This is a genomic window from Marinobacter sp. AC-23 (assembly GCF_001858325.1).
In the GTDB taxonomy this organism is placed as follows: domain Bacteria; phylum Pseudomonadota; class Gammaproteobacteria; order Pseudomonadales; family Oleiphilaceae; genus Marinobacter.
In genome coordinates, this window is record NZ_MBPP01000035.1 from 20,873 (window position 1) to 46,626 (window position 25,754).

Annotated in this window: 23 protein-coding genes and 2 pseudogenes; 6 read left to right on the forward strand and 19 right to left on the reverse strand. The window is 50.6% G+C overall.

Annotation, left to right across the window (positions count from 1 at the left end; genetic code table 11):
• Nucleotides 1–109: 109 nt before the first annotated feature.
• The 15 genes and pseudogenes from BCA33_RS12515 to BCA33_RS12585 form a co-directional block, all read right to left on the reverse strand.
• On the reverse strand, nt 110–1,093 hold the full coding sequence (locus tag BCA33_RS12515; RefSeq protein WP_175469778.1) for an EpsG family protein: 984 nt from the start codon (nt 1,091–1,093) through the stop codon (nt 110–112).
• A gap of 411 nt (nt 1,094–1,504) precedes the next feature.
• On the reverse strand, nt 1,505–2,512 hold the full coding sequence (locus BCA33_RS12520; RefSeq protein ID WP_071266321.1) for a glycosyltransferase: 1,008 nt from the start codon (nt 2,510–2,512) through the stop codon (nt 1,505–1,507).
• Nucleotides 2,512–3,972 (reverse strand): lipopolysaccharide biosynthesis protein, encoded by a 1,461-nt coding sequence (locus BCA33_RS12525; protein ID WP_071266323.1) that lies wholly within the window; start codon nt 3,970–3,972, stop codon nt 2,512–2,514. The genes BCA33_RS12520 and BCA33_RS12525 overlap by 1 nt, the downstream gene beginning before the upstream one ends.
• Nucleotides 3,973–4,188: 216 nt before the next feature.
• Complete coding sequence (locus tag BCA33_RS12530) at nt 4,189–4,425, reverse strand: phosphopantetheine-binding protein (RefSeq protein ID WP_071266325.1); 237 nt, start codon at nt 4,423–4,425, stop codon at nt 4,189–4,191.
• A gap of 18 nt (nt 4,426–4,443) precedes the next feature.
• Nucleotides 4,444–5,397, reverse strand: a complete 954-nt coding sequence (locus BCA33_RS12535) for a ketoacyl-ACP synthase III (protein ID WP_217632661.1) — start codon at nt 5,395–5,397, stop codon at nt 4,444–4,446.
• Complete coding sequence (locus BCA33_RS12540) at nt 5,394–5,966, reverse strand: hypothetical protein (protein ID WP_071266329.1); 573 nt, start codon at nt 5,964–5,966, stop codon at nt 5,394–5,396. Before BCA33_RS12540 ends, BCA33_RS12535 begins: the two co-directional genes overlap by 4 nt.
• A 13-nt stretch (nt 5,967–5,979) precedes the next feature.
• Nucleotides 5,980–6,927: a hypothetical protein gene (locus BCA33_RS12545; RefSeq protein WP_071266331.1), complete on the reverse strand. Its 948-nt coding sequence runs from the start codon at nt 6,925–6,927 to the stop codon at nt 5,980–5,982.
• Complete coding sequence (locus BCA33_RS12550; protein WP_071266333.1) at nt 6,924–8,024, reverse strand: DegT/DnrJ/EryC1/StrS aminotransferase family protein; 1,101 nt, start codon at nt 8,022–8,024, stop codon at nt 6,924–6,926. The genes BCA33_RS12545 and BCA33_RS12550 overlap by 4 nt, the downstream gene beginning before the upstream one ends.
• Nucleotides 8,021–8,893: a glucose-1-phosphate thymidylyltransferase RfbA gene (gene rfbA / locus BCA33_RS12555; protein WP_071266335.1), complete on the reverse strand. Its 873-nt coding sequence runs from the start codon at nt 8,891–8,893 to the stop codon at nt 8,021–8,023. Before rfbA ends, BCA33_RS12550 begins: the two co-directional genes overlap by 4 nt.
• 108 nt (nt 8,894–9,001) lie before the next feature.
• Nucleotides 9,002–10,127: pseudogene (locus BCA33_RS12560) on the reverse strand (dTDP-glucose 4,6-dehydratase).
• On the reverse strand, nt 10,124–11,077 hold the full coding sequence (locus tag BCA33_RS12565) for a Wzz/FepE/Etk N-terminal domain-containing protein (protein WP_071266337.1): 954 nt from the start codon (nt 11,075–11,077) through the stop codon (nt 10,124–10,126). Before BCA33_RS12565 ends, BCA33_RS12560 begins: the two are co-directional and overlap by 4 nt.
• Nucleotides 11,077–13,506 (reverse strand): SLBB domain-containing protein, encoded by a 2,430-nt coding sequence (locus BCA33_RS12570; protein ID WP_254774372.1) that lies wholly within the window; start codon nt 13,504–13,506, stop codon nt 11,077–11,079. Before BCA33_RS12570 ends, BCA33_RS12565 begins: the two co-directional genes overlap by 1 nt.
• A 159-nt stretch (nt 13,507–13,665) precedes the next feature.
• Nucleotides 13,666–15,156, reverse strand: a complete 1,491-nt coding sequence (locus tag BCA33_RS12575) for a capsule assembly Wzi family protein (RefSeq protein ID WP_071266339.1) — start codon at nt 15,154–15,156, stop codon at nt 13,666–13,668.
• Nucleotides 15,157–15,395: 239 nt separating this feature from the next.
• Nucleotides 15,396–16,175 (reverse strand): Wzz/FepE/Etk N-terminal domain-containing protein, encoded by a 780-nt coding sequence (locus BCA33_RS12580; protein ID WP_071266341.1) that lies wholly within the window; start codon nt 16,173–16,175, stop codon nt 15,396–15,398.
• A gap of 132 nt (nt 16,176–16,307) precedes the next feature.
• Nucleotides 16,308–16,925, reverse strand: a complete 618-nt coding sequence (locus BCA33_RS12585; RefSeq protein WP_071266343.1) for a capsule assembly Wzi family protein — start codon at nt 16,923–16,925, stop codon at nt 16,308–16,310.
• A 366-nt stretch (nt 16,926–17,291) separates the two neighbouring features.
• Between BCA33_RS12585 and BCA33_RS12590 the strand changes: the two genes are divergently transcribed.
• Nucleotides 17,292–18,905 (forward strand): Fic family protein, encoded by a 1,614-nt coding sequence (locus tag BCA33_RS12590; protein ID WP_071266345.1) that lies wholly within the window; start codon nt 17,292–17,294, stop codon nt 18,903–18,905.
• Here BCA33_RS12590 and rfaH read toward each other — a convergent pair.
• Together rfaH and cysQ are read right to left on the reverse strand one after the other, a co-directional pair.
• Entirely contained in the window at nt 18,889–19,368 is a 480-nt protein-coding gene (rfaH, locus tag BCA33_RS12595) for a transcription/translation regulatory transformer protein RfaH (RefSeq protein ID WP_071266347.1), read from the reverse strand. The genes BCA33_RS12590 and rfaH overlap by 17 nt on opposite strands.
• Nucleotides 19,369–19,396: 28 nt before the next feature.
• Nucleotides 19,397–20,187 (reverse strand): annotated as a pseudogene (gene cysQ / locus BCA33_RS12600) (3'(2'),5'-bisphosphate nucleotidase CysQ).
• An 89-nt stretch (nt 20,188–20,276) separates the two neighbouring features.
• On the opposite strand from cysQ, the gene BCA33_RS12605 reads away from it, so the two are divergent.
• The 3 genes from BCA33_RS12605 to BCA33_RS19840 all read left to right on the forward strand — a co-directional run bounded on the left by BCA33_RS12605 (nt 20,277) and on the right by BCA33_RS19840 (nt 23,322).
• Nucleotides 20,277–22,478, forward strand: coding sequence for a mechanosensitive ion channel domain-containing protein (locus BCA33_RS12605; protein WP_071266349.1), 2,202 nt, complete (start codon nt 20,277–20,279; stop codon nt 22,476–22,478).
• Between the two features lie 107 nt (nt 22,479–22,585).
• Nucleotides 22,586–22,942, forward strand: coding sequence for a helix-turn-helix transcriptional regulator (locus tag BCA33_RS12610; RefSeq protein WP_071266351.1), 357 nt, complete (start codon nt 22,586–22,588; stop codon nt 22,940–22,942).
• 152 nt (nt 22,943–23,094) lie between these two features.
• Nucleotides 23,095–23,322, forward strand: coding sequence for a HipA domain-containing protein (locus BCA33_RS19840; protein WP_254774374.1), 228 nt, complete (start codon nt 23,095–23,097; stop codon nt 23,320–23,322).
• Between the two features lie 13 nt (nt 23,323–23,335).
• Here BCA33_RS19840 and BCA33_RS12615 read toward each other — a convergent pair whose 3' ends face one another.
• Both BCA33_RS12615 and BCA33_RS12620 read right to left on the reverse strand, forming a co-directional pair.
• Nucleotides 23,336–23,962, reverse strand: coding sequence for a Fic family protein (locus BCA33_RS12615; RefSeq protein WP_254774373.1), 627 nt, complete (start codon nt 23,960–23,962; stop codon nt 23,336–23,338).
• Between the two features lie 162 nt (nt 23,963–24,124).
• A complete protein-coding gene (locus BCA33_RS12620; RefSeq protein ID WP_071266355.1) occupies nt 24,125–24,505 on the reverse strand; it encodes a helix-turn-helix domain-containing protein in 381 nt (126 codons plus the stop codon).
• Nucleotides 24,506–24,705: 200 nt separating this feature from the next.
• Here BCA33_RS12620 and tenA point away from each other — a divergent pair, with 200 nt between their 5' ends.
• The gene (gene tenA / locus BCA33_RS12625; RefSeq protein WP_071266357.1) at nt 24,706–25,374 is read left to right on the forward strand and encodes a thiaminase II; all 669 of its coding nucleotides are present in this window, start codon (nt 24,706–24,708) and stop codon (nt 25,372–25,374) included.
• Nucleotides 25,375–25,505: 131 nt separating this feature from the next.
• The coding region (locus BCA33_RS12630) for a helix-turn-helix domain-containing protein (protein ID WP_071266359.1) at nt 25,506–25,754 on the forward strand (249 nt) is incomplete at its 3' end.

Consider the following 25,754-nt stretch of genomic DNA (forward strand, 5'->3'; position numbering starts at 1 on the left):
CAGATTTAAAATAACGTTACTAAAATTTCCCACAGCATCTACCTAATGGGGCTTAGATAAACTATTATTTATCACCATATATGCCAAATTGGTCAAATCTCCAACAACCTCAATTGTCCAACCAAAAAAGGCTGTATGGCACAATTGTGTATTCAAAATCTCCTTTTCCACTATCGTATACCCGCTGCCCCTCATTCAGCATTCCAATTGCGGTTGACACAGTAAAATAAATTACAAGCAACATAGCATACACAGAAAATGGTCTCACCTTAAACTCAGAAAAACGAAAAACTCTTTTCTCAAACACCAAAAATAAAAACACAAGAAAGGCCATTTGATAGAATCGATGAAAAACCGAGAACTTTGTTGTTAAAACCATCCACACCATCATTATAACGTAGGCAAAAATTGCTTCTGATGAAAAATTACGATCAAGAAGAAGCATAAAAAAACCAAAAAATATCAAAGCAATCATTGAGACGGAAACATGAAAACCAGAATCTATATCTAGAACATAAACCTGAATTTTAAATATGAGGTAATCACCCATAAAAATCCATGCAAGCCAACCAAAAACTGCACAAGTCAAAATAACAAAAAAATAATCCCTAACCCTCGCCTTAGATCTTATAAGATATAAAGGTAATAAAGCGAAAACACTGACATGCGTCGCCAAAGCAAGGACTAGATAAACCCCTCCTTTTCTTGTTTTACAAAACAACAGGGATTGAATGAAAAGTAGTAATGCAAGCCCTGCTCGCAACACATTAAGATTCAAAGAAACATAAAATATCAAGATGTAAGAAGAAAAGAAAAAAACACCATGATGCATCTTTCCTACAATCTTAAAAATAAGTACTGCCTGTATAAATGAAAAAAACAAAAATACAGCAAAAACATCATCAAAAACCGCCGAAAAAACAATCATTAACGACGCAAAAAATGGCTCCATATAACCAAAATACTCCACCCTCTCAGGCCAAGAAATTAACCTTTCAAAGTGTCTCGTATAGTTAAGTGTATCTTGGCCGACACTCCCGCGCAGACCTGCAAATAGCCAAACACAAGAAAACGAAGATAATAGAAAATACACTCTCCTAGGATCACTAGAGAACCGATAGACTGCATAACAACTAATTGTATAGATATAAAACAAAAAATATATTATCAAAGATAAACTCACTAAGCTTAAAGCCTAACTTTTACAACCTTAAACTTTAATAAACATTACCAGAAGAAAAAATACACTTTCACCCCTGGATTCAAGTATTAAGTGCAGCACCGCTCGTATCCAAGCCTCCTGAGTATTCGCCCCAGAAAACTTTTGCCGGTGTGTGATAACCCAGCCGTTTTCGTAGTCAGTTATTCAGTCTGTTCACCGTTTGCCTGATTGCCTTTCTGGACACCTTGGCGAAGTCGGTGCCTTTCAAGAAGCTGTGCCTGTCCATCAAGAAGCTGTGCCTGTCCATGGTGTGCTGAACGTTCGCTAGTCGGAGACAGTCAGCTAAAGAAGTTTTCCATGCTTGAGTTTTCTCAAATACTCATACAACCAGCCAGCCTTTTTTCGAAGTAGTTGCCTTAACAGGCTGTAATTAAAAGCAAGAAACTCCAGCAGCGACATTCCCTCGGCCCCCTCAAGAGCATACAAAGCGCTCCGCTGCGCATAGTGAATACTTAACTTGTGACTTCCAACTCGCCGATAGTACTGTGAAATCCAAAACATACTGTTCAAACTATGAGCAGTTCTTTTTTGCTCGCCCACCAGCGACCAAATACCGTCGGCATGGGTACGATAGCCACCTGGCAACAATTCGGGCATATACTTATAACCACCGATCTTACCAAGTCGGCTGAACAAGAAAGCATCACCATTGAGGATCTTGGAGTGCTCCTCCGGGAAAACATCAAAATCGCTTCGGAACATGGCGGTCAACGTCAGGATAAACCATCCACGAGATAGCTTCGCGCCAGTTGCGTCTCGCTTAGCATACTCAGGAAGCTTCGATGCTTTAATTATCTCATCACCTTCGAATATAAATGCATCGTGTCCGCACACTGCATACTCTGGATTAGCTCTTAGAAAGTCGGCCTGAACCTGCAGTTTTTTTTCGTCAAGCCAATAATCATCACCCTCACAAAACGCGAAGAATTCACCCTGCGCCATTTTTGAGGTAAAAAAGGTCGGCTTTAGTCCTTTGCTAAACTGATTTTCTTCCTGAAGTACCGGCTTAATAATGGTTGGGTACCGTTCTGCATACTCTCTTATGATCGCTACTGAATTGTCGGTTGATGCATCATCATGAACAATCACTTCCCAGGGGAAGTCCGTTTTCTGCATCAAGAAACTGTTCAGCGCATCTTCAATGAAATTTTCATGATTGAAACAATGGCAGAGAATCGACACAACAGGTTTGCTATTGAATGACTTCCAACCGCCGATAATTTCTGACTCACTCGGCGGCTTTGGCGGCCTGAGTACTGGAGAGCCAATCTTCAGTTCTAACGTGTCCATTAAGCCTTTCTGAACCTCCTACAAGGAAAAACACTAAAAATGTACTGAGTTGTTACTTCAAACCGCTGTTTATTGAACAGCACATTGAAAATCAGGAAAACAAACAGCATTAAAAGCGAACTGCAGATAATGAGCACCAAAGAGTGCCATTCAAAGCTTCTAACAAAAGCATAGCCAACACCGGCAGCGATAAAACTAATCACCAATGTAGGAACAAAATCTTGCGCTTGCTCACCTACACCATAACCAAGAAGTCTGCTCGAAAAGTAGCTATTTGGAATATAGTTGATTACTGATGTGACAACTTGTCCGATAATGATTGCGTGAACACCATAGCGATAGGTTGCAATCAGCACTAAACCGCTTATCGACTTCTTGATAACTTCAAGATACAGGAACAGGTCCGACCGCCCCTTTACTTTCAATATATTCAGATTAATTGAATGCAATGGTAGCATGACAGATGCAACGCAGAGCAGCTGAAAATATGGCACTGCCGGCGACCACTTTTCAGGCAGAAATATATCAAATATAGGGCCAGCCACAGCGGCGGTAAACAGGATGCCGGGAAATAGCATCATGGTCATCAAGATGACTATTTTCTTGTAGCCCTGCTTGAGCCGAGCATTGTCATTCTGGACCGATGCCAACGCAGGATAAGTGACTGCCTGAATTGAACGAACTAACTGCTGAACGATCAGCTCTTTGAGCTTGTTGGCAAAGAAGTACAGGCCTGCAATCGGTGCTGAAAACACCTTTGCTATCACGATTACATACAGGTTCTGAAAAACCGTATCCAGCACGCCAGACAAAAACAGTTTATACCCGAAATTGTACATGCCCTTTACAGAAGGCCAACTGAACTGTCTAGTTGGGTGCCAGCCTTCCATCTTCCAGAGCAATGCTGTGTGCAAAAATGCATTCAGTAGAGTTTGACTGACAAGCGCCCACACGCCCCACCCGATATAGGCAAGGTATACCGCAGTAACACCGGATATCACGCTTGCCGGGAAACTTGCTTTGAGTTGTGCCTTGAAGTTGAGCGTGCGGCTAAGGCTCGCAACCTGCACAACCTGAAACGACATAATGATGACGCTCAGCGATGCTACCCGGATTAAATCTACCAGCCGGGGCTCTTCATAAAAGTCCGCGATGGCTGGGGCAGCTGCAAACAACACTCCATAAGAAATCAGGCCCAACAGCAGGTTGGCATAGAATGCGGTGGCATAGTCTTCCTGAGTGATGCTCTCCAGGCGAATCAAAGCCTCTCGAAACCCGGAATCCATCAGGGAGCCACCAAGTGCCAGGAATACCGCCATCATGGCCACTAGCCCGAAATCCTCAGGCACTAGAAAGCGTGCCAGTAGCAACGTGACGAGTATACCAACGCCGCGTGTGGCCAGTTGTTGGCTGAAATTCCAGAGAATTCCGGTGGTGGTTTTGGAGCCTAGGGAACTCATGCCTTTATCTTCCAAAGGAAGATATAATTGGGCTTGATAAAATATACATGTCAAGAAATTCCGAGATACTTCTATAGGGGGTGCGACTGACTTCCGTCACTTAACCTTTTTGTACTATTTTCACAGTTTAAAGAAAGCTTTTACGGTATAAACTTTAGTCCCGAAAAAAATTGAGAAACACTGGGGCGTGTGACATGCCCCGCTAGTGAACAAAAACTATTGTTTTGCAATAAACTCAACAATCTTTTCAGGCGTATCCAAAGCCTCAGCTTCATCATCGCTGATAGTTACACCTGCAGCCTCTCCCACATCCATAACCACCAGCATCACATCAAGAGAGTCCACACCAAGATTTTCGAGCGTTTCGCCCATTTTGTCTTCAGACATTTCCAGCCCTTCGACATTCTTTTCCAGCATCGACATAACAACCTTTACAGCTTCTTCGCGATTCATAACAGTTTCCTTTAGCTCTTACTTTACCTGTGTGTAAATTGCAGTCGCCCAAGACAGCCCAACACCAAATCCTGACATAAGGATCGTTCCCGGGCTGCTATCGAGCTCTTTTTCGAGTAGCAGTGGTATGGAGGAGGATACCGTATTACCAGTTTCAGCTAGTTTAATAGGTGCTTTTTCAGCCGGTATTCCAGCCCGCTTGATGGTGTTCTCCAGCATAAAGCGGCTACCCTGGTGAAGGAGAAAAAGATCAACGTCTTCCATCTTCAACTCTGCACTTTCCAGAACTCGCTTGATCTGTTTGGGTACATCTTGCAAAGCAAAATTGAAAACAGCCCTGCCATTCATTTCGAGCAGGTTGCTGTTTTTTTGAAGCGCCTCACTACCAGCGCCTTTGGTTGAGAACTTAGCGCTGGACAATGTGTAACGGGGTGAATCGCTGATGAGCGTAACGGATGCCGCGTCTCCAAACAGCAGGCAGGTATTCTTATCTTCAGGGTTCAGGATTCTGGAATAAGGATCGCAAGTGAACAGCAACCCTTTTTTCATGCCGTTCGCCGCCATGAACGCCTGAACCACACTTAAGCCATACACGTATCCGGAACATCCCAGGCCAATGTCAAAGCAGGCACAGTCTTCCGATAAACCGAGTTCGGCATGAACCAAAGCCGAGTTGTGAGGCAAGCCGCCGTTATCCGGGTTTTGGGTGCACAAAACCACACATTCAATGTCGGCTGGGTCAACACTCACTTTCTCACACAAGCTCTTGAAGGCGGCGATGCTCGCGCTAACAACAGAATCCTCTGCCTCAAATCTCGGTAGTGTGGTCACACCAATTTTTTGTTCCACGAACTCCCGATCTGTCTCAAACCGATCCGCCTGTTCCAGATTATCAACGCGCCCTTTCGGAAGGTAACTGGCGATAGACTGAATGCCTAGCATGGTTTGCCCCTTAGTCACTGAGTTTGTCATGAGAAGTACATATCTCCGATTTTCTCGCCATTAACCAGTACATCACTGCATGTCAGCCGCGTACCCACCTGTTTCGTGATTCGGAGTTCCACCTTATCCGGAGCTGGAATGGGAAACTGGCCATCATATCGGGAGAAAACCCATTTTTTGGAATCGTCAATACACTCCTGGTGCACCTTCTTGCAGAGTGATACCAACAGTTCAATTCGATCTTGATGGTGGGGATTTTCTTGCACGATGCTTTTTTCTCCTAGCACTGCACCCCGGCACACCTCTGGCTCATCAAACTCCTGCCGGTCAGCTACCTCTGTTTCCGACGATTCGTTGATGCATAGCCCAAAACTTTCGCCATCTTTACCAGAAATTTTTGCAGCTACTGGATCGTCCGTGGTGGGTGAGCGTTGCTCCAGCACACAGACTGGGCTGTGAATCATGCGTTTGAAAGAAACATTGATCATGCCCTCAGTCAGACCTCGTTGGCCTGCCGCATGAACCAATGCGTTAAATAGACTGGTTCCTTGGACATAATTCCTGTTGCCTTTGAAGGCAAACTTCAGGCTCTCGGGCATAACTACTCCTGATCTATCGCTTGGGGCCGGTTTTCAGGCCTACCATTCGCTTAGCTGGATTACCAAACATAGAGTGCTGTGCTTCGACATCCTTAACCACAACACTCCCCATACCCAGCGACGCTTCCTCACCTATCACCAAATTGTCACGAACGCTAACGCCCATGGCTATGGTGGCTCTGGCACAAACAGTCGTGTGTCCACCTAACAGTGTACCTACAGACATCCAAACACTGTCTTCTACAATCGCGCCATGGCCAATGTTGCACAGATTACCAATGACAACCTCACTGCCAATAAAGGTTGGTGCCAAGATGCCCTCGGCCACCACGGTATTGGCTCCAATTTCAGTTTTGTCACCAATACACACACCGCCCACATGAGGAAACTTCAGTAGCCTGCCATCCTTCGCACGGTATACAGTGACGCCATCACTGCCGATTACCACATTTTCCCGAATGACCGTATTTTTGCCAATGCGGGTGCCGGTTTTAATCACCGCACCGGCACTGACGATGCTTCCGGCACCTACTTCTACCCCCGGCTCAATAACTGCGGAGCTCGCTACTTGTGCGTCGTTTGAAATGGTCGCTTCTTTCGTGAAACCACGTTGGTGGGCATCCAAACCTTCAGAAGTGATTAGCCATTCCAGCACATCTATGAATGCAGCTCTTGGGTCAGATATCTGGCAGAATTGATTAGACCCTTGAATGGTTTCATCCGGAATATCATCGATCAAAACTAACGATTCTGTCAGCGTTTTAGCCTTGGAAAAATGTTCACGAGTAGAGAAAACCAATTGTCTGTGGCCGCCGTTACGCGAATCACAGGTGCCTTCTAATGGCACATCACCAAGACCGGCAAGCTCTGCCTGGAAAGAGTATTTTTGCTCCAGGAAAGCAATGACCTGAGCCGAGCCAATTGAATTTCTAAAGAAAGCTCCGGACGATGGTTTATTCACTCCCCCACCTCTACAACCTTTTGTGCGATTCTGCTGATGTCTTCAGTGCTCAGCCCGGAATAAATCGGCAGGCACACAATTCGTTCGGCCAAATTTCTAGACTCAGGGCAATCTTTGAAGCCAACACCCAAGCAGGTTACGGATTCGAGCGAGGGATAAAAATACCGGCGCGCTAGTACTCCACAATCACGTAGCGAGGACATTGCTCTGGTTAAGCGTTCATTGTCCTTTAATGCAACTGGGTAGTAGGCGTGGTTGTAGGTTGTGTTGGGTTGAGTTTGTTGTTTCTGAACCTTGCCAACCAGGCGACTATCATACGTTTCAGTTACTTCCTGCCGATCTTGACCAATTTGGTCCATTTCATCCAGCACACAAAGCCCCATCGCCGCCTGCAACTCATTCATCTTGGCGTTGATACCCAAATCATCAATCGCCTCCGGCCCTGTGATGCCGAAGTTAATCATCGTCTTCGCCCGCTCTAGGTCTTCCTTGCGCTTAAACACAATCGCCCCACCCTCACCGGTGTGGAACAGCTTGGTTGCGTGGAAGCTGAGGGTGGCGGCATCGCCGTGTTTGAGCAGGCTTTCGCCCTTATACTTCACACCGAAGGCATGGGAGGCATCGTAGATGACTTTTAGGCTGTACTTCTGAGCGATGACATCGATGGCTTCTACATCGCAGGCGTTACCGAATACGTGTACCGGTACGATAGCGCGTGTGTTCGAGGTGATGGCCGCTTCGATGTTGTTCGGGTCTAGACACCAGGTTTGCGGGTTGATATCTGCGAACACTGGCTCTATGCCGTCCCACTTCAGGGAGCTTGCAGTGGCTATGAAGGTAAAGGGTGTGGTGATGGCTTCAGACGGTTTACCGTTTACGGGTTCATTGACACCCAGTGCGTGATAAGCAATCTGCAGTGCCAGGGTACCGTTTGAGACAAGCAGCAAGTTTTCCACGCCCAGGTAGTCTTCCAGCCGGCGGGTGAGTTCCTGCAGTAGTGGGCCGTTATTGGTCAGCCAGTTGCGCTCATAGATGCCATCTATGTACTGGTTGAGCTTGTCTCGGCTGGGGAGGTAGGGCTTGGTGACGGGGATCATTCAGCGTCTTCCAATATGTCCAGAAGGTATTGGCCGTAGCCGTTTTTCTTGAGCTGGTCTGCTTGCTGAAGAAATTGTTCTTTGTCGAGCCAGCCTTGGTTAAAAGCAATCTCTTCCAGGCAAGCAATTTTGTAGCCTTGGCGTTTTTCGATCGTTTCTACAAACTGACCGGCTTCTAGCAGGCTTTCGTGAGTGCCAGTGTCCAGCCAGGCGAAGCCACGACCCAGTACTTCTACATTTAAATTGCCTTGTTCCAGATAAGCACGGTTTACGTCGGTGATTTCCAGTTCGCCTCGGTGGCTGGGCCTTACCTGTTTGGCGATATCCACTACCCGGTTGTCGTAGAAGTAGAGACCGGTTACGGCGTAGTGAGATTTCGGTTTTTCAGGTTTTTCTTCGATGGAGATGGCGCGTTTTTGGTCATCGAACTCTACTACACCGAAGCGTTCCGGGTCTTTTACCTGGTAACCGAATACGGTGGCGCCTTCTGTTCTTTCAGCGGCTTGTTTCAATTTTGGGGTAAAGCCCTGGCCGTAAAAAATGTTGTCGCCGAGTACCAGGCATACGCTGCTGTCGCCGATAAACTCTTCGCCAATGATGAAGGCTTGTGCCAGGCCGTCCGGGCTGGGTTGTATAGCGTAGCTGAGGTTAACGCCAAACTGTTCGCCGTTACCTAAGGCACGTTTGAAGCCTGCCAGATCTTCCGGGGTAGTGATGATGAGGATGTCCCGGATGCCCGCCAGCATGAGCACGGAGAGCGGGTAGTAGATCATGGGTTTGTCGTACACTGGCAGGAGCTGTTTGGAGGTGCCGAGTGTTATGGGGTACAGGCGGGTGCCGGAACCGCCTGCGAGGATGATGCCTTTCAAATTTTGCTCCTTTGGGATTTTGATGCGGGGGTGGAAGTTTTAAAGATGCTCTCTCTCCCTGGCCCTCTCCCGCCGGGGGAGAGGGAATGTTTGCCGATAATATTAACGTTAGCCTGTTTGCCCTAAGCGCTCTCGCTGGTAGGTGCCGTCTTGTACTCGTTGGCACCAGCCCAAGTTACCTAGGTACCACTGAACGGTTTTGCGGATGCCGGTTTCAAAGGTTTCTTCCGGGGCCCAGCCGAGTTCTTTCTGGATTTTGGTTGCGTCTATGGCGTAGCGCATGTCGTGGCCGGGGCGGTCTTTTACGTTGGCGATCAAGTCTCGGTAGCTGGTTTCCTGCGGGCGGAGTTCCTGGAGGATATCGCAGATGGTGTGGACTACCTCAAGGTTCTGTTTTTCATTGTGGCCACCAATGTTGTAGGTTTCGCCTGGCTTGCCTTCTTTGACCACTTTGTAGAGGGCGCGGGCATGGTCTTCAACATAGAGCCAATCGCGAATCTGGTCGCCTTTGCCGTAGACCGGGAGCGGCTTGCCCTCCAGAGCGTTTAGGATCATCAACGGGACGAGTTTTTCTGGGAAGTGGTATGGGCCGTAGTTGTTGCTGCAGTTGGTGACCAGTACCGGCAGGCCGTAGGTGCGTTGCCAGGCTCTTACAAGGTGGTCGGAGCTGGCTTTGCTGGCTGAGTATGGGCTGCTTGGGGCGTAGGCTGTCTCTTCTGTGAAGAGAGGCAGAGATTGCTCTCCTCTCCCCTGGCCCCTCTCCCGCTGGGGGAGAGGGGAAGTTGGCCTCAGCGCTCGCGTAATCGGCTGGTGGGGAGTCGCCGTAGACTTCGTCGGTGCTGATGTGGTGGAAGCGGAAATTGGCTTTCTTTTCGACTTCCAGGGCCTGCCAGTATTGGCGGGTGGCTTCCAGCAGGGTATAGGTGCCTACGATGTTGGTTTCGATGAACTCTGCTGGGCCATCTATTGAGCGGTCTACGTGGCTTTCGGCGGCCAGGTGCATGATGGCGTCTGGTTGGTGTTGGGCCAGTACGCGGTCTACTTCGGCGCGGTTGCAGATGTCTACTTGTTCGAAGGTGTAGCGTTCGCTTTCGCTCACCTCGCGCAAACTTTCCAGGTTGCCGGCGTAGGTAAGTTTGTCGAGGTTGACCACTTTATCTTGGGTGTTTTTGATAATGTGGCGGATGACTGCGGAGCCGATAAAGCCGGCACCGCCGGTGATCAGGAGTTTCATAGTTTTTCTTCAGGTTTATCGGATTTTATGAAGGCACGGACGAAAACAAAAAATACACCCAGCATGCCACCAAGCATGACAGCCAGCACAACAATCAAAGCTCTTTTCGGCTCACTTTTTTCCTGCGGCGCTACAGCCGGATCTACAGTTTTAAATACATACTCAGGCTGGGCATTGGCGAGCATAACAGTTCGGGTTTCGCTTTCGATGAGCTGGTAAAACACTTGCTGCATACCGGCGATACTGGTTTCTTCCAGCTTGCCTTCCAGATAGGCAATACGTGCTTCGGAAGTGCCTACGTCTTCCCGGCGCATGTGCTCGTTGATATCGGCTACTAATAATCCTGCCCAATCTTTTGCAGCGGTTGGCGACAGGTTTTTGATACTGATAGTGAGCATTCCAGTGTCCTTGTTCTCGCTCACATTCAGGTGATTCTTTTTAAAGGCCTCCACAAGATCCCAATCAGTGGGCGCAAAGCTTTCGCCTTTGTCGTCCTTCAACCATTCTTCCGCCTCTGGACTGTATACTTCGCGATTGTACTGCCACTGCTGCTTTTCTTTGTTCCAGCCATCAACGGCTTTCAATGGAACCGCAAGTTGATGTCGGCGTATAAAATCAGTCAAAAATGCACGGGACTGCAGTACTTCTTTAGCGATAACCGTTTGATTGGAACCGCCTCCGCCCAAATTTATGCCTGCCAAGCTGGCCAAGCCTCCCAATTGACCACTCAGGCCTTTAACGCCACCTTCATCATTAGCCGGAGCTACCAGCACGCTCGCCTGGTAGATATTCGGTTTCATAAGGGCAAAGGCCACGCCGCCCACTGCGAACAGGGTTGTAAACGCGATAACGATCCACTTTCCAGCCCACAAGGTGGCGAAAAGCTGCCTAAGGTCGATTTCATCATCTGCGTACTGGCTTGTCTGCTCGAACTCTACGCGCTGATTCATCAGAGGTTCCCCACAGCCGCAGCACCCAGAGCCATTTGGTAAACGATCTGACTAACGTTGGTCCAAAGCTCAAGCTGGTTCAGGCGATCCACATCGATCGGCATGATAACCGTATCGCCGGGTTGCAACAGTTGGCTGCGCCCACCGAACCATGCGCTTTTTTCCGGCAACATCACGGAGCCATCGGCTTTCACCACGTACACCCGGCTCTCGTCTGCCTGACGGGTAGGGCCACCCGAGCGTTCCAGGTAATCGTCCACGGTTAAGCCCGCTGTGTGCAGGTGGCTGGTGGGGAATTGCACTTCACCGAACACACTCACGGCCTGAGGAATAATGGGCACGTGCAGCGTGTCGCCATCCTGCAGGCGAATGGACTGGTAACTGCTGTCTTCCAACACAGAAGCAAGATCAATCACCATGCGCCCTACTGGTCGGCTATTTTGCACATCGCCCAACAAACCTTGAACCTGCTCTACACGCTGTGCAGTCTGGCCGCCGAGGTTATCTCCTTCTAGCTGGACGCCTAACAGGTCGCCTTGCAGGCGCTTTTCAGCTTCCGCTAGGCGTTGCGCTTCCAGTTCGCGTAATTTTTTACGGGTGAATACCGACCCGCGTGGGAACGCATTACTGGTAAGCCCTCCGGCGCGTTTAAGAACGTCTACGAGAGTCTCGCCGTCGCTAAACGTGTACTCTCCGGGGTAGACCACTTCACCTGCCAGTTTGATGGTGCGTGTGGCGCCAAACAGTGGAATGGATCTGACCATCAACCGATCACGGCTTTGAAGCTGAAGGTCAGTTTGGTCGTTCATCGCATCAACCAAGTTGACTGTGCGCAGCTGAGTGTGTTCTACCCCATCGTTGTTCAGATTCCTGCGGGCTAACTCTGCATCTAGCATCAGTGCAGAATCCTTCAACCCACCGGCCATAACAAGGGCATCTTTCACTTTTCCGGTTGCTGGCAATGGGTACTCACCTGGGTAGCGAACCGGCCCACTGATGATCATCGTTTGCTGAGGCGCCGAAGGCGTTGCCTGGGCTTTCAGGCGCTTCACTACGGGGTTAAACAAGGTATCTCGGCTGTAGCTCTGGTAAACTTCGTTCGCTTTTCTACCCGTGCCTTGCGTGAGTTCACTTCTTCCCTCATCAGCGAATAACAGCAGCTGGTCTTTTTCCTGCAGCATCAGGTCTTCTGCGCCGCCGGGGTTGGCTATGGCGGCTTTTAGTTCCAGGCTTAGCACGGAAATTTTGTGGGACTCGGGATTCGTTCTGACCAAAGCTGCGAAATTAGTGTCGGCGATTGGCAGCAAATCCGCGTCCAGGTTGCGGATTATGGAACTCACTCGCATGCCGGGCAGCCAGGCAAACTTGCCTTCGCGGGTCGCAGCGCCGGTTATTTCAACGTACTGGCCTGTTACATCAGCAATAGACGCCACAGAAATTCGGTCACCGGCTTTTACCTTTGCACCCTTGCCCTCTGTGCTGGTTAGGTCGGCTTCAGCAATTATGCGCAGGAAATCCTGGTTTGTTCGTTCGATGCGAGTAATTTGCGGATACGCTTGCGATGTGAGGCCTCCTGCCAGATTCACCAGTTTTTCCAGAGTGGTTGCGCCATTAATTTCATAAAGGGCGGGGCGGTACACTTCTCCATCTATCCCTACCCGCGGGCCCACTGCCGGAATAAATACTGCGTCTCCAGGCTGTAGGCGTGCGTCGCCACTGGTGTCGCCTTTAAGGAGTAAGTCGTAAAGATCCAGAGTGCTGACAACCTTGCCATTTCGCTTCAACTGTATATTACGCAGAGAGCCGGTATAGCGAATACCGCCAGATACGTACAGCAGGTTGGTTATGGTCGACAGGGAGCTCACACTGAACGACCCCGGCGTGCGTGCTTCACCAAGCACAAACACTCGCATGCTGCGCAACTCGCCCAAAGATACGGCCGCTTTCACCCCAATGTACTGCTCTGCAACCAGCCTGCTGATTTCTTCTCTGGCTTGCTGAAAGCTCATGCCCGCGACATTAACCGGCCCTCTTTCGGGCATCTCTATAGTGCCATCACGGGACACGGTCAGTGACAACTGACGATTTTCGTTGCCCCAAAGTTGAACTTTTAACTCATCACCAGGGCCCAGTGTATAGTTGGCAGGCACCGGTATCTCGGTCACAGGCGCGAAGGTGCTGGGCTTTCCTTCAAACAATTCGTAACCAAACGGTTTCAGGCCATAGTTTTTCTTGCTGAAAGCCTGCTCTTCTTTAGATGGATTGCTGGCCCCCTGATCTTCTTCATTCTGCCCTGCGCCTTTCTCAAGTGGCTCGACAACCGAAATTTGTTGATTCACTTCCGGGCGGGTTTGCGCAGCCCCTCCTTGAATCTGATCCAGATCCACCCCGTATTGCCGAGCCAAAGCCTCCTGTTGGGCTTGGGGCAAAGATTTAAACTGTTGGATCTGGGCAGGTGTTATCGATTGAGCGGAAGCACATAACGGCATGAATAATGCCAAAGAAAAGAGAAAGCGCTTAAAGTTCACAGCGGGTATCCAGTGTATGTTTTGAAAAAGAGTTTGAAATTACCGATTCGATGAAACGTGTTAAAAACGGTAGCGCCAACTGGCACCAACAGACCACTGGCCTGCTTTATTGTCTGCCGGGTTGACCAGCTCAAGTTTCTTATCAGCAAACTGCGCACTTATATCGAGCCAGCCGTTTAGCAATTCGGTGCCGTATCCGGCTTTTGCAATCACCTGTTTGGCGTTTTCAGCGGGAACCATCAACTTGATGTCTTTATCGATCACCGGTGTCCGGCTCATTCCATCTTTGTTGAACTCTACAAAGCTTAGGCTGGCTGACAAATTGCGGCCATCATCAAAGAAGTGAAAGCCGCCTAACGTAATGGCCTCTGCGTCTCCACTAAAGCTGGCACCCATGGTGCGACCGTAATAGCGGTAGCCGCTGTTATAACGAGAATGATCGTAGGTGATGTTGGGCATGGCGTCGCCCAGGAAGTCATCAGCGAGGGTGTTGGCGTACTCTATAAACCATTGCTGATCGCCGCTAAACAGTTGACTGGTCCAATCTGTGCCCAGAAGCCAGGATTTGCGTGCGGGGAAAGCGCCGGCTTCGTCTTCGCCCATCATCTGGCCATACACACCCATAGACTGCCTGCCTATGGCGAAGCCATAACGGGCATCTATGCCGGCAAGTTGATTACCCGGGTCATTTTCTTCCAGTTGGCCGTTGTCCTTGCCGATCAGCGCATTCCAGATGGTAGAGGCGCCTTCGGGCCGGCCTTCGCCACCAAGCATAATCGCCCGGGAGAAGCCCAATTCCAGACCATCCAGCGGTCGGACGTTCAAGCGCATGCCGATCAGTTTGGCTTCTGGCACTGTGCGTTCTTTTTCATACTGCCCGGCAAAGACTGTGAATTGCCAGGGGCCAATCCAACTCAGCCAGCGGCTTTCAGGCGCAGAGGCATCTTTGCGATTCAGCCATACGGAGGGCAGTGGCCGGGCGTTGTTGGATAAAATAAGACTGGATTGCCAGCCGGGCCCCCACCAGCGATCAATAGCACCCGCACCAAACACCCAGTTGCCTGCGGTTGCTGCGAGATAGGAGCCACCAAATCGGGCATGTTTATCATCATCGGGGTTGTGGGCATAGGCTGGGCTAAGGCCAAATGCCCAGTTTTGCCCCTGCCACTGCACATCAAGCTTTACTGCGCCCTCGGCCATTGGCCCGCGGTCAAAGCCCTGAACCATGGCCACTTCATTGGTGCCAGACACTTCAAATTCGGCACGAAAACCAGGAGATGCTTGCTGGCTACGCTCGAACTCCAGGTAATTACGCGCCAGCCCGGTCACTGAGCCGGGCTGGCTCTTTGCCTCATTCAGGCCATTGGTTATGGAGCCCCACATTATTGGCCAACTGGTCACAGGGCGCTGAAGGTGCCCACGGTCGGCAAGCTTTTGAACCGCATACCGGGCACGCGCGTCGCCCGGCTCAAGCCAAGGCGCGGCTGCGGTTAAATTGCTACTCAGGCACGCTACCGCCCCACCGACCAAGGCCCAGTGTTTTAAGGTCATAGAAATAAACTGCCAGCAATAACAGGAAAACCAAAGAGGAGAAAAAAGGCTCCCAACTTCATCCCTGTCAGTGTGTGAATGTTCCATGTCTGAAGCGTGGCGATTTTACGGCATCTTGTGTGACAAGCAAGTGACAAAAGGTCTGATATATGAGCTAGAACCGACATGTCGCGCTGAAGGTTGTCAAAGGTTGTCAAAGGTTGTCAAAAAGCCAAGCTGTTATCCATCCCGAATAACAGCTAGTCAGCGCTCTCGGTTGCCAACTGTTCTCTCACTGTGGCGGCAAACTCGCTCATAAAGGCCACAAAAACACCCATCATGCTACCGAGCAATATTGACAGCACAACAATCAGGCTACGCTTTGGGGCTACTTTTTCAGCACTTTGATGGCCGGTAACCAGCACCTCAACGCCCTTCAGCCCCTCAAGCTTACCCTCCAGCTTTGAGCGCCGCTCAATGGCACTGGCAATGGCTCCCCCAGCGTCTTTCTCACCCTGCAATGTTTTAATGGCGCTTTCCAGAGACTCTATCTGGCGTTTCAGGCTCTGCCGCTCACTCTTGATCAGCACATCTTGATGGTCTTTAGCGCTGCTTATCAAAGCGCTGTGGGCTGCGCCAACGGCTTTGCCTTCTTCCTTCGCTGCGTGACTGTTGAAACGAATGAGGCCGGTGCTTTCGGGATTATTGAAAGCCACATCAAAGGGCAGTTTTTTGCCGTGTTTTTCGCGATAGAGGGTTTGCACTTCTGGCAACCAGCGGCTCTCCAGTGTGGCAATTGTCGTTTCTGGTGACTGAACAAACCCTTCGCTGTCTTTCTGAGCGATCTGGATAAGGCTTGTGTACTCGTACTCGTCTGGCATCCACAATGCGTACGCTAAACCCGCTAGCGTGACAGCAATAAAAACAGCGTAAAAAACCCGGCGCCTGCGGATAAACGTGGCAACCAAATCAACCAGATTGATTTCATCAGAATAATCTGGCCGTTGCCCACCAGGAATCATGTTTTGCGTGTTATTCATTAAACTAAAGTCCGGCGAAATGCCTTATGATAAGCATGTAGAGTTTGGCGACATCCATTTCAGAGTCAGAAAGACTGCCACTATACAGTGCATGCCTGGTCATTTCCGTTACCGGGCGTTAAGGCTCCCAGCTTAGCTCCGTATTGCCGACACCGGCACTTTCACCCGTTGCTGTTTCTGCATGAAGTTGATCAATACAATTGCCCGCTCTTCCCCATCGTAAGCCTGAAAAACCGCGTTGATGCCCTCGAACGGGTTCAGCCAAACCGACGGAACTGGGCGGGCATTGCTGGAAAGTATCATGCTGGATTGCCAGCCCGGCCCCCACCAGCGATCAATAAAGCCGGCACCTACGGTCCAGTTATATTGCGTTGCAGCCAGGTAGCTGCCATCAAAACGCACGGCCTCATCATCGGTTGGGTCTATCGCATAGGAGGGGCTTAACCCTATGGCGACGGCGTCTCCGATATATTCGAGATTAACACCAACCTGCCCAGCTTCACGCACGCCACCATCAAACCCGCGAACAAAACGGGGATCAGTACTGCCGTTGATAAAAAATGAGGCCGTACCGCCAATTGGATTCGTTGCCCAGTCGGATTTCGCATTGCTACGGGCTAACGGCCACGTTGTGACTGTCGCATCCAAATCTTCACGGTCTGCGGATTGCTGAAGCTTAAAACGTGCGTAGCTATCACTTGGCTCAAACCAGGGGGATGCGTGCACTGTTTGTGCTGATAAAGCGGTCATCAGGCACGCTACTGCCCCAACGTTTCCCTGTCGGGTTTCAGTACAAGCCGGCACTGGTTCACAAAAATCGCGCCAATTGTACGGTACTGAGAGGGTCTGACAAGTGACATAGGTTAATACAGGTTAAAAAATGCACGAAACTGGGACTAAAGTCTGTAAAATGTCGTTAAAACTTAGCAGACGAAGCGCTTCCTGAAACAACGACTTGAACGCTATCGTTTTATGAAGGGAAGTCCATCCTCATCTACCGGGCCTGTACCGGCCTGTTAATTATCAAAATAACGGTTTCCCGGTAGAATCTAATTGATATTGCGGTAGTATGATCAAAATAACGGGAATGACGCGCCAAACGGCAAGGTGAACAGTGTGAATTCGTGGGCAGGCTACGCATGGCTGAAAGACCATTTCAAACTACCGGTTACCCAGAGATTGTCAATTCTCAGCCAGATCGGACGTGATCGGAAAACCAATGTCCAGGATGGCGTTCGATATGAAACCTATCGGCCCAGCTCACAACCGGACAACAACCCGGTGGCTCACCTGGCGTTTGCCCTCAAGCACGAAGGCATACACCTTGAGTTGCTAAGCCACGCCTTTGCCAACATCGACAAACAGGCCCTGGCAACCTGGATTGCCTCTGAGCCGAGCGGACAGTACGCACGCAAGGCCGGCTTTCTCTACGAATGGCTAACGGGTGACACTCTACCGGTGCCGCAAGTATCCGGCGGCTACCGCAACCTGCTTAACCCAGACCAAGTCGTTACAGCCGACACGCCAATCAAAAACGCCCGTTGGCGGATCAACGACAACCTCCCTGGCACACCGGACTTCTGCCCAATCATCCGACGAACCAAAATGTTGGATCTGATCAAAGATTACAACTGCGCCGAACGTCTTCAGGACATGGAAAACGATTACGGCGCGGATATGATGACCCGAAGCGCAGTCTGGCTGACCATTCGCGAGAGTCGCGCCAGTTTTGCCATCGAGCATGAAGGCGACCAAAAGAGCAAAATTCATCGGTTTGCACTGGCAATGGGTCAATACTGCGGTCGGTTTGAAGCGCCCCTGACCTCGGCGGCTTTGACCGAGCTGCATGACAACATACTCGGCACCAGCACCATTCGGCATGGACTGCGCCAGTCACCTGTCTTCGTGGGGTCGGGTACACAGGAAATGGGCTCCTATGTTCACTACGTTGCACCTGATGCCGATGACGTGGAACCGATGCTCAAGGGCCTGCAAACCTTCATGGAGAAGACCAAGAGCAAAAATCCAATCATTCGTGCAGCTGTCGCCAGTTTCGGTTTTGTGTTTATTCACCCAATGGCGGATGGTAATGGCCGTATTTCACGCTTCCTGATCAATGACACATTGCGGCGCGATTCCGCACTACCGGAGCCCTTGCTGTTGCCCATATCGGCCACGATCACCAAGAGCACTACCAGCCGCTCTTCCTATGACCGGATACTGGAACAGTATTCCCGACCATTGATGGACCAAACTACCAGCGACATTCGATTTGGTGAGCGTAAGACCTATCCAGATGGTGTGGTCTCGGATTTCGAATTCTCAGGCAGCGACACCCTGCGGCCAGCCTGGCGGTATCCAGACCTCACGGAGCAGTCGGAATATCTGTTCCATATCATCCACGAAACAATTGAATATGAAATGCGCAACCAGATCCAGTCACATCAAGCCCATGTGAAGGCCCGGGAACGAGTAAAGGACTTCCTTGAAGGGCCGGACGAACACATTGACCGAATAATCCGGTCCATCGAAATGAACAATGGCCAGATCAGCAACAAGCTGAAGAAGGAATTCTCAGCGCTGGCAGATACCACGATCAGTGAGCCCATTCGGGAGGTGGTCACCCACTACGTTGCTCACCGGTCGCAACACCAACATTACGACCCCCAAGCCGAAATCGAAGCATTGCAACAGGAAAAAGACAAGCCAGACGCTATCGTTTTATATTAGTCAGAGGCACGGCGATGGCCTGGTGTTTTTGCATGAACGTGATCAGCACGATGGCGCGTTCATCGCCGTCATAGCTCTGAAAAACAGCATTCAGGCCTTTGAAGGGGCCGTCGTCAATGTCTACTTTTTCACCACTTTTGATGCCGCCCCGCTCTTCAACCTGCCGCAGGCTGTCTTTGATCACCTGGATAATGTCATCCGCGATAAAAGCCGGTTTATTACAAAAGCTTACGATGCGAAGTACGCCGCGGGTGGAGCGTAGTTTTGCCCAGGCAGGGTCTTTCTCACTCAAATGAACGAATAAATAACCCGGGAACAGTGGCTCCAATTTGGATACCCGTTTGCCAGCACGAATTTTTTCGACTTGCACCTTCGGGTAAAAGCAGTCAATGCGCTGGTTCTGCAAATTCTCAACAGCACGATCACCTTGTGTGGGCTTGTGTTGAAGTGCGTACCATTTCATTATCTGCTCTCCCTGCGGATGGTGGGGGTTATTTACCTGATGCGATAAAAAACGGATTGAGTACATCTTCTTTGCCATACCGCAAAGGTTTGCCATCCAGAGCATTCACATTACCGCCAGCCGCAAGCAGTACAGCGTGTGCTGCCGCTGTGTCCCACTCGCTGGTGGGCCCCATGCGTGGTAGATGTCTGCATGGCCTTCGGCTATACGACAGAATTTAAGAGAGCTGCCAGCCTGAATTGTGTTGTGCGGCCCCAGGGTTTCAATAAAAGCCCGGGTTTCGTCGTTCAGGTGGTTTTTGCTGGCAACCACTCGCCTGGTTGCCTGGGGCTCTGCCACTTGAATACCGTGAATGCGCCCGGTTCGGTCGCGCTTATGGGCACCCTCACCTTTAATGCCCCAAAACGCTTCTTTTAATGCGGGCGCGGTAACAACGCCCATCACCGGTTCGCCATCTTCAATCAACGCGATATTCACCGTAAACTCCCCGGTGCGCTGGGTAAACTCTTTGGTGCCATCAATAGGGTCAACCAACCAGAACCGGCGCCAATGCCTGCGCTCTTCCCAGGTTGCCTGGGCGCCCTCTTCGGAGAGAATGGGAATATCCCGGCTGATATTGCGCAGGCCTTTTACAATAATTTCGTGGCTGGCAACATCCGCAGCAGTGATGGGCGATTCATCTTCCTTGTAGCTCACTTTGAAATCAGACTGATAGATATGGAGCACTCTGGTGCTGGCTTCATCCGCCACTTTAATCACGTCTGTGAGTATTGAGCTGTAGTGCATGCTTTGCATCCTGCGTTGCGGGTATTGCTGCATTGTATCAAATATTGGTGGCCGGCCAGAGAAAGTGTATGTTACCCACGGTGAGACGCCGAGATACCAAACTTATTTAAAGAGGTAGAGATTTGAGGTTAACCCCACTTTTTTTCGGCTTTATCTTGCTGTTTTCTGCAGTGGGCGCCGCCCAGGCACAACCCTTCTCGCTCCCCGGCATACCCGGGTTTTCAGGGCAGGCAGAAAAAGAAGAAGCGTCGCCCGAAGAGCTTGATGCGTCGCTGGAGGTAACCATTCAGGCCCTGCAAAACGATGAGAGCCGAAACGCATTAGTGCAACAACTCAAATCCATACAGCAGGGGCTAAAGGCGGAATCATCAAAAGCTGCCCAAAAGGCCTCCGGTGGAGAGGGCTTGCTGGGCGCTCTTGCCGTTTTCTTTGATGAAGCAGCCAGCGCAGACAGCTCCTCCAAAAACCCCTTGGGCAAATGGAAAGCGAACTTTCGTAACGCATACGGCGCGGCTGAAAAGCTTATGGAGAGCGCGTCGTTTCGGGTGATCGCGGAAACCACCGCCGGGCTTGTTCTATGGATTGCCGCGCTATGGGGACTCACCCACCTGGCCACAATGTTTTTCTTATGGCGAGGCTGGCCGCTGCAAATGCCGAGGCATGCCAGGCCGTGGATGTTAATCGCCCATTTTGTACGGCGGATTTCGCCCTGGCTGGTCACCTTTACTGCGTTGCTGGCGGGGTTGCCCACCTTCGGCATGTCTGAAGGGGCTCAAACCACTATCTTGATACTGTCATACGCGGCCCTGAGCGCCCGCGGGCTTACCTCGCTTTTTGATGTATTGATTTCCATTTTTTCAAGCGGCCACCGGCTGGCGGCCGTTCTGATTCTGCGCCGCAGAATGTTGAGGCCCCTGTTCGTGATTGGCGTGCTGTTCGCCCTTGAAGACGCACTGGGCACCACCGAGCTGACTCAGCAAATAGGCCCGGAACTGGCTAGCGCTCTTGCTCTGGTTTTCAGCGTTATCGCTGCTCTTCTGAGCTTCTACCTTATTGTCCGAAACCGACGCCCTGTTACTCACCTGATTCGCAACCGCCCCTACAATCAGCGCAAGAACCAAGGCGTATGGCGGGAAGTAACTGCGCTGCTTGCGCGGCTTTGGCATATCCCCATGCTGTTGGCTATCAGTGCCTCTGTCGTCGCCGTTTTTGTGAATGGCGGGGAGGCGGATGCAGCCTTGGGTAAGGCCATGGTTTGCGCGTTATTGCTGGCCCTGACACTCGCCCTTCAAGGACTGATCGGCATACAGGAAAGCCGGCCTAAGCATCACGCCCTTAGCACGTTCAGCCGCCGGCTGGTGCGATTCGGCTACCGCTTGATCCAAACCGCCGCTTGGCTGTTGTTTTTCGAGCTGATCTTGCAAATATGGGGCTTGTCTTTATTCGGCCTGGGCGAAAAACCACCGGTGAGCCTGGGCCTGGCCGGCAGCCTAATTGGCATTGCTCTAACTGGGTTCATTGCCAACCTCACCTGGATTTTTATAGACGAGCTCCTGGAAAGAGCCATGCGCGGCGGGGATCGCAAAAAAAGGATCAACCCGGCAAGAGCGCAGACGATTCTACCCATTGCACGGAACACCCTGCTAATCACCATTCTGATCGTTGCCACACTGGTGGGACTATCCACTTTGGGTGTTGATGTAACGCCGCTGCTGGCGGGTGCCGGTATTATCGGCCTGGCGGTTGGTTTCGGCGCTCAAACGCTGGTTCAGGATTTAATCACCGGCCTGTTCATTGTGGTTGAGGACTCCATGTCGGTCGGCGATTTTGTGGAGATTAATGGTTTTATGGGCACGGTTGAAGGCTTCAATTTACGTACCGTGCGCCTGCGGGATCTTGAAGGAGTTGTTCACCATATTACCTTTAGCAAGATAAGTTCGATTCACAACATGTCGCGCCAGTTTGGTATTGCGCTGCTCAAGATCCGAATTCCCCGGGAGCTGCCCATTGATGACGCAATACTGTTGATGACGGAAACCGCCGAAGAACTGCGCACACTGCCAGATATGCGGTGGCTGATCTGGTCGCCTCTTGAAATGCAGGGCATTCATTCCTTTGAGGAAGGCTGCCCAGTGCTACGGATGCGGATGCGCACCAAGCCGGAGTTTCAGTGGGATGTATCCAGAGCATTTAATCTGCTACTCAAACGGCGGATGGAGGAACGGTATATTGATGTTGCGGCGCCCAGAATTAGTGTGCAGATGGAGGGGGAAGGTGGTGCCAGGTCGCCTTATGTGGAGGGGCGGGCGACGGATGGGGTGTGATTTAAGCTGTGCCTGTCCATGGTTATTGCATTAAAACTCAGACTTATTAGACTAACATAGTTCATGTGCGACCAATTAAGCGCTTATAAAGCTCACAGGTGAGCGAAATGAAGCAAGTAAAGCCGCGAAACTATTCTACATACACTAGGGAGGCTTGCCGACTTCTGGGCCTGCTTATTAGCAATGGCCGTAAGCAGAAAGGCATGTCTGTTGAAGAGCTGGCAGAGAGGGCCGGGACATCGCCTAGCTTTGTTCGTCGCCTCGAAAAAGGGGGGCTTAAGGGGGAAATGGGAATCGCCTTTGAAGTCGCCTCTATTGCAGGAGTCAACTTGTTTACACCTGAAGCCTCAGGCACAAAGGCGCAAGCAAGACTTAATTCATTGATTGCGCAAGCTGAGGCAAAAGCCACCCTACTCCCTAAAAGTGTTCGCAAGCCGAGGGAGGAAGTGAAAGATGACTTCTAAAGGCTCAGTGGATGAGCTGTATGTATGGGTCTGGCTCCCCGGTGCGACAGAGCCCGTGGTCGCCGGGCGCTGTATAGAGACTCAAGCAACTCAGGCGTTTATAACTTCAACTACGGTGGCTCGTATCTGGAACGATCGGATGCCATTCCAATATATTCACCGGAACTACCGATGACCACGCCAGGAACCATGCTGTATTCTGGGATGGGAATAGCTTGACGCTCACACCTGCCTACGACATTTGCCCACAACCCCGCTCAACAGGAATCGCAACACAGGCAATGCTTATCCTGGGGGAACGTAACGACAGCAGGCTATCCCTTTGCCGTGAGGCCGCATACAAATTCAATCTGGAGCGGCTAAGCTGTGCCTGTCCATGACGATCATGTGCAATCAGCTCTCTTTCATAATCCGTACGGCTCTTTCATCCATGCAACTTCGCACAAATCTGTTCATCTTTTCTTGGTCACTCGAACCATAAAATTCCAACATCAGTTCATTGAACTCCAGTTCGCGAGACGCTGGAATATTGATGGCCGGGTACCCATGGTTCAGAAGATGGCCGTTCATCATAAAGCGGCCCATGCGCTTGTTGACGTCGTAAAAAAACTGACAGCGAGCCATGGTAAGGAATAGATGAACGGCCTGATCGTACACGTCATCAAAGCGCGCAAGCCTGTCGATCATTTGAGTAAAAAGACCAGGGAGATCACCGGCAGCAGGAGGTTCATAATCCGTTCCTGCAATGAGTACGCCTCCAGACCGAAACTGCCCCCATTCCAACGCCTCCTCCTTTCCGGCGATATGGTGCAAGTTGCAAGCACAGCGTGGCGTTAACTCAAACTGCTTATCTCGAACTAACCGAAACAGCTCCTTCCATGCATCCGCCTGATTAACCGCTATTTGTTGGTCACTGAACCGGTGCCCACCAACAGTTACTCCTTGCATCAACGTTTGTACTTCAGGCAGCGTGAAGTTAAGCCCCTCCAATTGAACAGCGTCATATACAAAAACTGACACCTCTCGCTGCGCAAGCATCAGGGCCTTTTTGTGGTTTGGAGATATTGACCAATGCCGGTCTGTAGCTGAGCACATAATAAAAGCGCCGAATCAGTGAAGTGCTTGATTGATTGGGCATGTCCGAAGTGTTTCCCATTCATACCCGCATAGATAACTTGGCGATCACTCTACCAATAGATCTCCTATATCCACGCGCAGAACTTCCGCCAATGCTTTCAGCACCTTGGCTGAACCGGTCTTACTACCCGCCTCAATCTGGCTGACATAAGACTTGCCGACACCGGCAACATTACCTAGTGCTTCTTGGGTAAGCTCACGATACTCCCGCCAGACTTTCAGTGGGTGCTCGTCTCCGGCAATTAAACGATCAGCAATCTCAGCGGGTATCGCTTCGTCCTCACCGCTGACGAGCTCACGTATCGCTTCTCTGGCATCTTCTGCATCCCGCACATCTTCCGCCAACTCTAACAGTGCTAAGTATTCATCGTAGGGCAGCACGGCATACTCCGGCTTTCCTCCGCGCTCAATAATTTGTGCACTCATTTGTATACATCTCCTCTTGAACCAACCTTCAGCACCAAAACCAACAGCTCACCGTGATCGATACTACATATTGCCCGAGAGAGTGTCTGCCTATAAATGCGCCAAGCACTGGCAAGCACCACAGGGTTTGTTAGGCTACATCAACTTGCCTGAAGGGGCACCGGTAAACCCGGATAACCACATTTTCATTGGAGGACGTTATGGCCTACCGTTTTGATGATCTCAAGACCGCTTGCCAGAAGGATTGGCAGGATTATACCCAACACGAATTCGTGAGCCAGCTCGGCGCAGGCACCCTGCCACAACCTGTCTTTCGCCACTACCTGCAGCAGGATTATCTGTTTCTGATCCACTTTGCCCGCGCCTATGCCCTGGCAGTGTACAAGAGCCGCAACATGGCAGAGCTGCGTCATAGCTTTGACGGCTTGAAGATGATTGTCGACGTGGAGCTCGGCCTGCATGTGGACTATTGCAAGCAGTGGGGCATTTCCGAAGACGAACTGTCGCGACTGCCGGAAGCCAAGGCGACTCTGGCCTATACACGCTACGTGCTGGATACCGGCAGCAGGGGCGACCTGCTCGATATGCACGTGGCTCTCGCCCCTTGTTTGGTGGGTTACGGCGAAATCGTCAACTGGCTAAACGATCAAAGCGATACCCGGCGCGGCGAAGAAAACCCCTTCGATGCCTGGATTGCCATGTACGAAAGCGACGATTTTCAGGCCGCCATGCACGATGAAGTTAATTGGCTGGATGCACGGCTATCCACGGTAACCGACGAGCGCTTCGATGAGCTGGTCACCATATTTAGCAATGCCACTCGGCTTGAAATTGACTTCTGGCAGATGGGTCTTGATCAATCCTTTTAGTAAAGCGAGGCCAAACTGTGCCTGTCCACGGATAAACAATGGATAATATAGCAACATATCCGTTGCTACGGCATTGAAAAGCATCTAACCTGTTGCTTATTATCTAAAAAGCAACCTATGCGTTTACAAAAATGAACCCACTGCTGCAACAACTCAAAAAGCGACGACTGGCGCTCGGCCTTAACCAAAGCGATATGCTGCTACGCATTGGGGTCTCGCGCCAGCAATACCAACGCCTGGAATCCAAGGGAAATCCCAGACTGGATACCCTGGAACTGATAGCAAAAGGCCTTAAAAGCAAACTCATGCTTATCCCCGAAGATAAGCTCAGCGCAGTTCGCGCAGTGCTGGAGCAAGAAGGTGAATATTCTGATAAAGAG

Excerpts from the sequence above, each read along its gene's own strand:
- rfaH (WP_071266347.1), bottom strand. The coding sequence starts at position 19,368 with ATGAAATGGTACGCACTTCAACACAAGCCCACACAAGGTGATCGTGCT.
- BCA33_RS12585 (WP_071266343.1), bottom strand. The coding sequence starts at position 16,925 with ATGACCGCTTTATCAGCACAAACAGTGCACGCATCCCCCTGGTTTGAG.
- BCA33_RS12575 (WP_071266339.1), bottom strand. The coding sequence starts at position 15,156 with ATGACCTTAAAACACTGGGCCTTGGTCGGTGGGGCGGTAGCGTGCCTG.
- BCA33_RS12540 (WP_071266329.1), bottom strand. The coding sequence starts at position 5,966 with ATGCCCGAGAGCCTGAAGTTTGCCTTCAAAGGCAACAGGAATTATGTC.
- BCA33_RS12565 (WP_071266337.1), bottom strand. The coding sequence starts at position 11,077 with ATGAATCAGCGCGTAGAGTTCGAGCAGACAAGCCAGTACGCAGATGAT.
- BCA33_RS12525 (WP_071266323.1), bottom strand. The coding sequence starts at position 3,972 with ATGAGTTCCCTAGGCTCCAAAACCACCACCGGAATTCTCTGGAATTTC.
- BCA33_RS12530 (WP_071266325.1), bottom strand. The coding sequence starts at position 4,425 with ATGAATCGCGAAGAAGCTGTAAAGGTTGTTATGTCGATGCTGGAAAAG.
- BCA33_RS12535 (WP_217632661.1), bottom strand. The coding sequence starts at position 5,397 with ATGACAAACTCAGTGACTAAGGGGCAAACCATGCTAGGCATTCAGTCT.
- BCA33_RS12580 (WP_071266341.1), bottom strand. The coding sequence starts at position 16,175 with ATGAATAACACGCAAAACATGATTCCTGGTGGGCAACGGCCAGATTAT.
- BCA33_RS12520 (WP_071266321.1), bottom strand. The coding sequence starts at position 2,512 with ATGGACACGTTAGAACTGAAGATTGGCTCTCCAGTACTCAGGCCGCCA.
- BCA33_RS12550 (WP_071266333.1), bottom strand. The coding sequence starts at position 8,024 with ATGATCCCCGTCACCAAGCCCTACCTCCCCAGCCGAGACAAGCTCAAC.
- BCA33_RS12620 (WP_071266355.1), bottom strand. The coding sequence starts at position 24,505 with ATGAGTGCACAAATTATTGAGCGCGGAGGAAAGCCGGAGTATGCCGTG.
- tenA (WP_071266357.1), top strand. The coding sequence starts at position 24,706 with ATGGCCTACCGTTTTGATGATCTCAAGACCGCTTGCCAGAAGGATTGG.
- BCA33_RS12610 (WP_071266351.1), top strand. The coding sequence starts at position 22,586 with ATGAAGCAAGTAAAGCCGCGAAACTATTCTACATACACTAGGGAGGCT.